We start from the raw sequence: 7,887 nt of genomic DNA on the forward strand, positions 1-7,887 counted from the left end.
CATCACGTCCTTGGACACGATGGGGATGCGCTCGAGCTTCAGGAAGTCGATGACGAAGTTGGTGTTGCGCTCGCCGACGTTGAGCGAGTTCATGCCCGAGATGACGGCACCGCCGCCGAAGATCTTTGCTTCCATGCGTGCCTTGCTGGCACCGCGCTTCATCATCTCGTTGATGAGCAGTTCCATGGCGAACGAGCCGTAGCGGCCTGAGTCGCCATTGCCCTCGGGCAGCATGAAGTGGTTCATGCCGCCAACCTTGGCGACGCGGTCCCACAGGCAGGCGGCGATGCAGGAGCCCAGCGTCGTCATGACGAGCAGGTCTTCCTGGTCGACGAAGTACTCGCCCGGCAGGATCTTGACCGCAGCGTTCTTGAAATGCGCGTCGTAGAAGAAGAACGAGGCTTCACCCTGCTTGCGCGGCTGGGCCTTGAGGTGGTTGACCTTGGCCACCGCGACCGGGTTGCCGAGGCCGACCGTGGGTGGCGAGGCGAATGGGGTGCTCATGGTCAGACCCGTTCGTAAATGGTTTTGCCGCGCAGCTTGAACAAGTCGCGGGCTTCGGTGAAGTTCTCCGAATGCCCGACGAAAAGCAGCCCTCCCGGCCGCATGACGCGGTGGATGCGCTCCAGCACCTTGCGCTGGGTGGGCGCATCGAAATAGATCATCACGTTGCGGCAGAACACCATGTGAAAGGGGTCGCCCAGCTGCCACTGCGCGTCCATCAGATTCAGCGAGCGGAACTCGACCCAGCGCTGCAGTTCAGGCTTGACGCGGATCTTGCCGGAGTTGGCGCCGGTGCCGCGCATGAAAAAGGTCTTCAGCCGCGTCGCGTCAAGGCCGCGGGCGTCGGCGTTGTAGACGCCGCGCTTGGCCGTGGCCAGCACGTTGGTGTCGATATCGCTGGACACGAGCTGCACCGAGGCGCTGGCGCCTAAGGCCTCGCTGCAGGTCATCAGGATGGAATAGGGCTCTTCACCGGTGGAAGCGGCGCAGCACCAGATGCGCACCTGCTTACCGGCCGAACCGTTTGCAAAAGGCTTGAGGTCGTCCTTCAGCGCGTGGAAGTGATGTTCCTCGCGGAAGAAGGAGGTCAGGTTGGTCGTCAGGCAGTTGACGAACTCCTGCCACTCCGCGGCGCCGGACGGGCCGGTCGAGGCCTCCAGCCACTGCAGATAGCTGCCGAAGCTCTTGTGCCCGGTCTCGCGCAGGCGCCGAGACAGCCGGCTGTAGACCATCGCATGCTTGCCGTCATGCAGGCTGATGCCGGCGTGCTTATAGATCAGTTCACGCACACGGTCGAAGTCGGCCTTGCTGAAGCTGAATTCGTGGTCGAGGGAGTCCGTGCCGGAGGCGAGGTCGGGTGCGGGCATGTCGAAATTCAGATTTGTTGGTGCTCGCAGCAGTTCTGGCGTGGCGCGCCGATTCTGCACCGCAGGGCCTTTTTAAGGCCCCTGGGCCGGTCCAGCATAGTGCAAACAGCCTCCAGGAACGTGCCTGTTTCACGACCTGGGCGCGCAGACGCCGCTGCTAGACTGCCCCGAAACCACAATCCACCCATCCGCCCCCACAGCCACACCCCTTTGGAACAACGCCTGCCCGCCACCCACCTGATCGACGCCGAAGCGCTCGTTCTGGATCAGGCCCTGCAATTGCTGCAGCAGGCCGGCGCATTGCTTCCAGACGAGGCGCCGATGAGTGCTGCCTGGTTGCAGGCCGTGCTGGATGCGCTGTGCGACCTCTCCAGCCGGGATGCGCTGACCGGCCTCGTCAACCGCCGCAGCTTCGAGATGGCGCTGGCCCGCGAGGTCGACCGCGTCGCGCGCTCAGGTGAGGGGGCCTTGCTGCTGATGCTGGACATCGACCACTTCAAGGCCGTCAACGACACCCACGGCCATGGCGCCGGCGACCAGGTCATCCGTGCCGTGGCCTGCGCCGTCGAGCAGACCGTGCGGCCCATGGATCTCGTCGCCCGCGTGGGCGGCGAGGAGTTCGCCATCATCCTGCCCAACTGCGCCTCGCATGTGGGCTTGGCCGTGGCCGAGCGCGTGCGCGAGCGCGTGTCCGAGCTCGCCATCGAGGTCGGCCCGGGCCAGATGCTCAGCGTCACCGTCAGCCTGGGCGGCGCCTTCGCGCCGCAGTGGGTGCGCTCATCACCGTTGCTTTGGACGGAGCGGGCCGACCGCCAGCTCTACCGCGCCAAGGCCGAGGGCCGCAACCGCGCCTGCCTCGAACCTCAGATCGACTCCCTGGTCAGCGCCGAAGAAAAGGGCATGTTGTTCGCCTCCCTGAATCTCGAAACGCAACAGGACACCGCATGAGCACGACCTCTGATCCTGCTGCTCCCGCCGCATCTCCTGCTCAGCCGCCGCGCCCGGCGCGCGGCGGTGCGCGCACCCTCGCCGTCACCAGCGGCAAGGGCGGCGTCGGCAAGACCTTCGTCACCGCCAATCTCGCKGCRGCCCTGGCCGCGCGCGGCSAGMAGGTGCTGGTGCTSGATGCCGACCTGGGCCTGGCCAAYCTCGACGTGGTGCTGAACCTGCACCCCAAACTGACGCTGCACGACGTCTTCACCGAAAAGGCCACGCTGGAGCAGGCCATCCTGCCCGCGCCGGGCGGCTTCTCCGTGTTGCTGGCCGGCTCGGGCATGGTCGAGTATTCGCGCCTGACTCCCGAAGTGCGCGACAAGCTGCTGCACATCATCGACCTGGTCAAGCCGCGCTTCGACTGGGTGCTGCTGGACACCGGCGCGGGCATCTCCGACGTCGTGCTGTTCGCGATCTCGCTGGCCACCGACGTCCTCGTCGTCGCTACGCCCGAGCCCACCTCGCTGACCGATGCCTACGCCACCATCAAGGTGCTGGCCACCCAGCAGGACCGCCGCCACGTGGGCCTGCTCGTCAACCAGGCCAACCGTGTCGGCGAGGGCAAGCTGATCTGCGGACAACTGCAGCAGGTGCTGCAGCGCTTTGTCGGCCCGACGCCGGGTCAGAGCTTCCGGCTTGAGCTCTACGGCGAGGTCAAGGCCGACGTGGCCGTCAAGCAGGCTGTGCTCAAGCGCCAGCTGATGCTGGAGCACTATCCCGGCTGCGACGCGGCCCAGGCCATCAAGGCGCTCGCCTCCAAACTCCTTGGCTGAATCGACTCCCACCACTGCCTTCGAATGGGCAGGCGGCGAGGCGCGGGTGCGCGAGCTCGTCGACCGCTTCTACGACCTGATGGACCTGGAGCCGGCCTATGCGCGGCTGCGCGCGGCGCACGGCGACTCGCTGGACGGCGCGCGCGACAAACTGTTCTGGTTTTTGTGCGGCTGGCTCGGCGGGCCAGACCACTACATCAGCCGCTTCGGCCATCCACGACTGAAGGCGCGGCACATGCCGTTTCGCATCGGCATCGCCGAACGCGACGAATGGCTGGCCTGCATGGCCCAGGCCATGCAGGAGACCGGGGTGGACCCGGCCCTGCAGGCCCGGCTGGCCGAGTCCTTTGCGGGCACGGCCGACTGGATGCGCAACGTTTAGTCGAGGCGGAACGCGAAGTCCTGCTGGAACATCGCGTCGCCCTGGCATTGGTAGCCGGCGAGGGCGGACTCCACCGAGCGCTGCAGTGAGCGCTTGGTCTTGCCGTCCAGGGCGCCTTGCATCACGCGGAAATCGCTACCGACGACGCGGCCGCCGCGCACCGTGGCAACTACCTGCAGCACGGCTTCACCGCTCCAGTTGACGGCGGGGACTTCGGGGCGCGGCATGACCGAGCAGACGGCGCCGGCCGCTCTGAGCCCCGCGTCCTGTTTCACCACAGGGGGCGTTACTGGCGGCGTGCCGGTGCCTGTCGAGCTGCCCGCCGAAACCGTGGGTTCTCCGGTCCGCTGTTCGACGACAACGACATGCGGTGTCTCCTCTGTCCATGTGGGTGGAGGCAACACGTCCGGCTTGGGAACATTGATCAGCGTGGGCTGTTCGGCCTTCTTGATCTCTCGCACAGGTTCCCTTTCGGGCTGCTTGTCCGGGATGGGTGGCAACAGGATGGTGGCTTCCTTGACCCTGGGCGGAGACTTGATCAGCCCGGCGCTCAGCGCGTAGATCCCGGCCAGATGCAGGGCGACAACCAGACCGATGCCCAGATAGCTCTTGGGCTGGGGCGCACGATCGGAAAAGGTAAGGGACATGGGCTCTCCTCGTTGGGGCTGGGAAACCGGATGTCGCGCTGATGGCGGCTTGAGCCCAGACTACTCCGGGCTAACGGCGTCGGTCAATGGCGTTGCACCTCGTGTCGGCCGCGCGACGTGACAGCCCGGTGTTATTCACCGTCAGCGGCGCGTCAGGCCGTTCCGCTGAGCAGCACGATCAGCGCMCCCGCCCCGCCGTCACTGGCGCGCGCCTGCACGAAGGCCAGCACCTCGTTCTTCTGCACCAGCCAGCGCCGCACGCGGCCCTTGAGAACGGGCTCGCGGCCCGGTGAGCCATGCCCCTTGCCATGCACGACGCGCACGCAGCGCAGGCCGCGCCGCGCGCTGTCGTGGATGAACAGCCCCAAGGCCTCGCGGGCCGCGTCACGGCGCAGCCCGTGCAGGTCGAGCTGGGCCTGCAGCGCCCAGTGGCCGCGGCGCAGTTTGCGCACCGCCTCGAGGCTGATGCCTTCGCGGCGAAAGCTCAATGTCTCGTCGGTGTCCAGCAGCGTGTCGACGTCGATCTCGTCGGACAGGGCCTGCAGCAGCACCGCGCGCTCGTCCGCTTCGCGCTGGCGCGGCTCGGGTGGCGGTTGATCGAGGTCGTGGATGAAGCGGTCCATGCTGCGCAGCGGTGTCACCGGGCCGACGGTCAGCTCGAAGACCCGCCTTTCCTGCTCCGCCAGGCGCATGGCCGCGGCGACACGCTCCCGTTCGAGCTCGGCTGCCAGCCTTGCCGCGGCCAACTCGCGGGCCAGCGGTTTCAGGTCGGCGAGGCTGCGCACCGTCTTGACGGTCACAGCAGCCCCCGCTCGGCAAATGACACGACCTCGTTCGCACCGACGACGAAATGGTCGACAACACGCACATCCACCAGGGCCAGCGCCTGGCTGAGATGCTTGGTCAGCAGTTCATCGGCGCGCGAGGGCTCGGCCACGCCGCTGGGGTGGTTGTGGGCGAGGATGGCAGCGCCGGCGCCCAGGGCGAGAGCACGTTTGACGACCTCGCGCGGATGCACGGTCGTGTGGGTCAGCGAGCCCTGGAAGAGCGTCTCCATTGCAATCAGGCGCAACTGCGCGTCGAGGAACAGCACTGCGAAGACTTCGTGGCCCAGCGCGCCCAGATGCAGGCGCAGATAAGTCTTGACCGTGTCCACGTCGTTCAGCGCTGGCTTCTCGGTCAGCTGCTGGTTCAGCGAGCGCCGCGCAATCTCCAGCACGGCGGCGATCTCGGCACGCTTTGCGGGGCCCAGGCCCTTGATCTTGCCGAGGTCCTGCACGCTGGCCGCCAGCAGCCCCGCCCAGCCGCCAAATCGATCCAGCAGGCTCTGTGCCAGTTGCAGCACGGGCAGGCCCTGGATGCCGGTGCGCAGCAGCAGGGCGAGCAGTTCGGCATCCGCCAACGCCTGCGGGCCGCGGGCAAGCAATTTCTCGCGCGGGCGGGCTTCAGGGGGCAGATGGGTCAACGACATAAAATCGGCCGCAGTCTAGCCAAGCGTTCCCTTTTCTTTTCCCTTCTCGCATGAACCCCATCCAGGCCGGGTCCTTCCTGACCTTGCATTACCGGCTCTCGGGCCCGGACGGCGCCGACATCGTCAACACCTTTGACGACAAGCCCGCCACGCTGTCGCTCGGTGCCGGCCAGCTGTCGCCCGCCATCGAAGCGCGCCTCATCGGCCTGCCCGAGGGCGCGCATGAGCGTTTCGCGCTGGCGCCCGGCGAAGCGTTCGGCGAACGCAACCCCGAGCTGTTGCAGCGCGTGAAGCTGTCACTGCTGCGCCAACTGGGCGACCCGGACGAGGTCTACAACGTCGGTGACGTCGTGCAATTCCCCGGCCCGGACGGGCAGGGCGGCTATGCCGGGGTCGTTCGCGAACTTGGCGACGAAGCCCTGCTGTTCGACTTCAACCACCCGCTTGCTGGCCAACCGGTCAACTTTGAAGTCCAAGTGATCGGGGTGCTTTGATGAACGCTGTTTTGCATCCCCAGGAAGTGGTGCTGGCCGAACCGCGCGGCTTTTGCGCCGGCGTGGACCGCGCCATCGAGATCGTCGAGCGCGCGCTGTTGAAGTTCGGCTCGCCGATCTACGTGCGCCACGAGATCGTCCACAACACCTACGTCGTCAACGACCTGAAGTCGCGCGGCGCCATCTTCATCGAGGACCTGGCCGAGGTGCCGCCCGGCGCGACGCTGGTGTTCAGCGCCCATGGCGTCAGCCAGGAGGTGCGCCGCGAGGCCGCCGCACGGGGCTTCCAGGTGTTCGACGCGACCTGCCCGCTGGTGACCAAGGTCCACGTCGAGGTGGCCAAGCTGCACCGCGAAGGCTATGAATTCATCATGATCGGCCACAAGGGTCATCCCGAGGTCGAGGGCACGATGGGCCAGCTGTCCGAAGGCATCTTCCTTGTCGAAGAGGTCGAGGATGTGGCCAAGGTGCAGGTGCGTGATCAGAGCAAGCTCGCCGTCGTCACGCAGACCACGTTGAGCGTGGACGACGCGGCGGAGATCCTGGCCGAGGTGAAGCGCGTCTTCCCCCAGGTGCGCGAACCCAAGCAGCAGGACATCTGCTACGCCACGCAGAACCGCCAGGACGCCGTCAAGGTGCTTGCGCCCCAGGTGGACGTCGTCATCGTTGTTGGCAGCCCCACCAGTTCCAACAGCAACCGTCTGCGCGAACTGGCCGAACGCCTGGGCACGCCGGGCTATATGGTCGACTCCGCCGAAGACCTGAAGGCCGAGTGGCTGGAGGGCCGGGCCCGTGTGGGTCTGACGGCCGGCGCCTCGGCGCCCGATGTGCTGGTGCAGGCCGTCATCGACCGCCTGCGCGCGCTGGGCGCCACCACGGTGCGTAGCCTGCCGGGCGTGGAGGAGCATGTTCGCTTCCCGTTGCCGATGGGGCTGGGCGACAAGTCCATGGCCGAGGTCAGTTCCTCGCGATCTTGACGCCGGTGCTTCCAGCTTCCGGCGGCGCCTCACATTGGCGCCGCTTGTCTATTCGAATCCTGAAGGTATTCCCATGCTCGACATCACCCAGCTGCGCAAGGACCTCGATGCTGTCATCGAGCGCCTGAACGCGCGCAAGACCCCCCAGACCTTCCTCGACGTGGAGCGCTTCAAGTCGCTCGAAGGCGAGCGCCGCTCGGTGCAGGTGCRCACCGAGGAACTGCAGGCCCGCCGCAATGCGCTGTCCAAGCAGATCGGCATGGCCAAGGGCAAGGGCGAAGATGCCTCGGCGCTGATGGCAGAAGTCGGCAGCATTGCCGACGAGCTGAAAGCCGGCGCCGAACGCCTGGACGCCATCCAGGTCGAGCTGAACCAGATGCTGATGGGCGTGCCCAATCTGCCCGACGCGAGTGTGCCTGCGGGCGCGGACGAGACCGGCAATGTCGAAGTGCGCCGCTGGGGTACGCCCCGCACATTCGACTTCGAGGTCAAGGACCACGTCGACCTGGGCGCGCCGCTGGGCCTGGACTTCGAGATGGGCGCCAAGCTCTCGGGCTCGCGCTTCGCCTTCCTGAAAGGCCCGGCCGCCAGACTGCATCGCGCGCTTGCCCAGTTCATGCTCGACGTGCAGACGACGGACCATGGCTACACCGAGTGCTACACGCCCTACATCGTCAACCGCGAGATCCTGGAGGGCACCGGCCAGTTGCCCAAGTTCAAGGAAGACATGTTCTGGGTGCTGCGTGGCGGCGATGAGGAACAGGTCGAGCAGTACCTGAT

10 protein-coding genes and 1 pseudogene are annotated in these 7,887 nt (G+C 66.6%); 6 read left to right on the plus strand and 5 right to left on the minus strand.

What is annotated here, in order from left to right; translation table 11 throughout:
• A partial coding sequence (gene cheD, locus ACXJKR_RS18265) for a chemoreceptor glutamine deamidase CheD (protein WP_457324028.1) occupies window positions 1-504 on the minus strand: 504 nt, incomplete at its 3' end.
• Window positions 505-506: 2 nt separating this feature from the next.
• On the minus strand, window positions 507-1,370 hold the full coding sequence (locus ACXJKR_RS18270; RefSeq protein WP_056195362.1) for a CheR family methyltransferase: 864 nt from the start codon (window positions 1,368-1,370) through the stop codon (window positions 507-509).
• Window positions 1,371-1,580: 210 nt separating this feature from the next.
• Between ACXJKR_RS18270 and ACXJKR_RS18275 the strand changes: the two genes are divergently transcribed.
• From ACXJKR_RS18275 to ACXJKR_RS18285, 3 genes are read left to right on the plus strand one after another with little or no spacing between them, the layout of a single operon-like run.
• Window positions 1,581-2,318 carry a GGDEF domain-containing protein gene (locus ACXJKR_RS18275; RefSeq protein WP_056195365.1) on the plus strand — a complete coding sequence of 246 codons (738 nt, stop codon included), beginning with the start codon at window positions 1,581-1,583 and terminating at the stop codon, window positions 2,316-2,318.
• Complete coding sequence (locus tag ACXJKR_RS18280) at window positions 2,315-3,136, plus strand: MinD/ParA family protein (RefSeq protein ID WP_457324029.1); 822 nt, start codon at window positions 2,315-2,317, stop codon at window positions 3,134-3,136. Before ACXJKR_RS18275 ends, ACXJKR_RS18280 begins: the two co-directional genes overlap by 4 nt.
• Complete coding sequence (locus ACXJKR_RS18285) at window positions 3,129-3,518, plus strand: group II truncated hemoglobin (RefSeq protein ID WP_457324030.1); 390 nt, start codon at window positions 3,129-3,131, stop codon at window positions 3,516-3,518. Before ACXJKR_RS18280 ends, ACXJKR_RS18285 begins: the two co-directional genes overlap by 8 nt.
• Here the strand turns inward: ACXJKR_RS18285 and ACXJKR_RS18290 are convergent.
• The 3 genes from ACXJKR_RS18290 to radC form a co-directional block, all read right to left on the minus strand.
• A complete protein-coding gene (locus ACXJKR_RS18290; protein ID WP_457324031.1) occupies window positions 3,515-4,165 on the minus strand; it encodes a hypothetical protein in 651 nt (216 codons plus the stop codon). The genes ACXJKR_RS18285 and ACXJKR_RS18290 overlap by 4 nt on opposite strands.
• Before the next feature lie 152 nt (window positions 4,166-4,317).
• On the minus strand, window positions 4,318-4,965 hold the full coding sequence (locus tag ACXJKR_RS18295) for a Smr/MutS family protein (RefSeq protein WP_457324032.1): 648 nt from the start codon (window positions 4,963-4,965) through the stop codon (window positions 4,318-4,320).
• Window positions 4,962-5,636 (minus strand): RadC family protein, encoded by a 675-nt coding sequence (radC, locus tag ACXJKR_RS18300; protein ID WP_457324033.1) that lies wholly within the window; start codon window positions 5,634-5,636, stop codon window positions 4,962-4,964. Before radC ends, ACXJKR_RS18295 begins: the two co-directional genes overlap by 4 nt.
• A gap of 50 nt (window positions 5,637-5,686) precedes the next feature.
• Here radC and ACXJKR_RS18305 point away from each other — a divergent pair, with 50 nt between their 5' ends.
• The 3 genes and pseudogenes from ACXJKR_RS18305 to ACXJKR_RS18315 form a co-directional block, all read left to right on the plus strand.
• Window positions 5,687-6,130, plus strand: a complete 444-nt coding sequence (locus tag ACXJKR_RS18305) for an FKBP-type peptidyl-prolyl cis-trans isomerase (RefSeq protein WP_457324034.1) — start codon at window positions 5,687-5,689, stop codon at window positions 6,128-6,130.
• Window positions 6,130-7,107 carry a 4-hydroxy-3-methylbut-2-enyl diphosphate reductase gene (ispH, locus tag ACXJKR_RS18310; RefSeq protein WP_457324035.1) on the plus strand — a complete coding sequence of 326 codons (978 nt, stop codon included), beginning with the start codon at window positions 6,130-6,132 and terminating at the stop codon, window positions 7,105-7,107. The genes ACXJKR_RS18305 and ispH overlap by 1 nt, the downstream gene beginning before the upstream one ends.
• A 73-nt stretch (window positions 7,108-7,180) precedes the next feature.
• Window positions 7,181-7,887: pseudogene (locus ACXJKR_RS18315) on the plus strand (serine--tRNA ligase); the annotation flags it as partial.

The sequence above is a fragment of the Roseateles sp. P5_E11 genome (genome assembly GCF_054049355.1).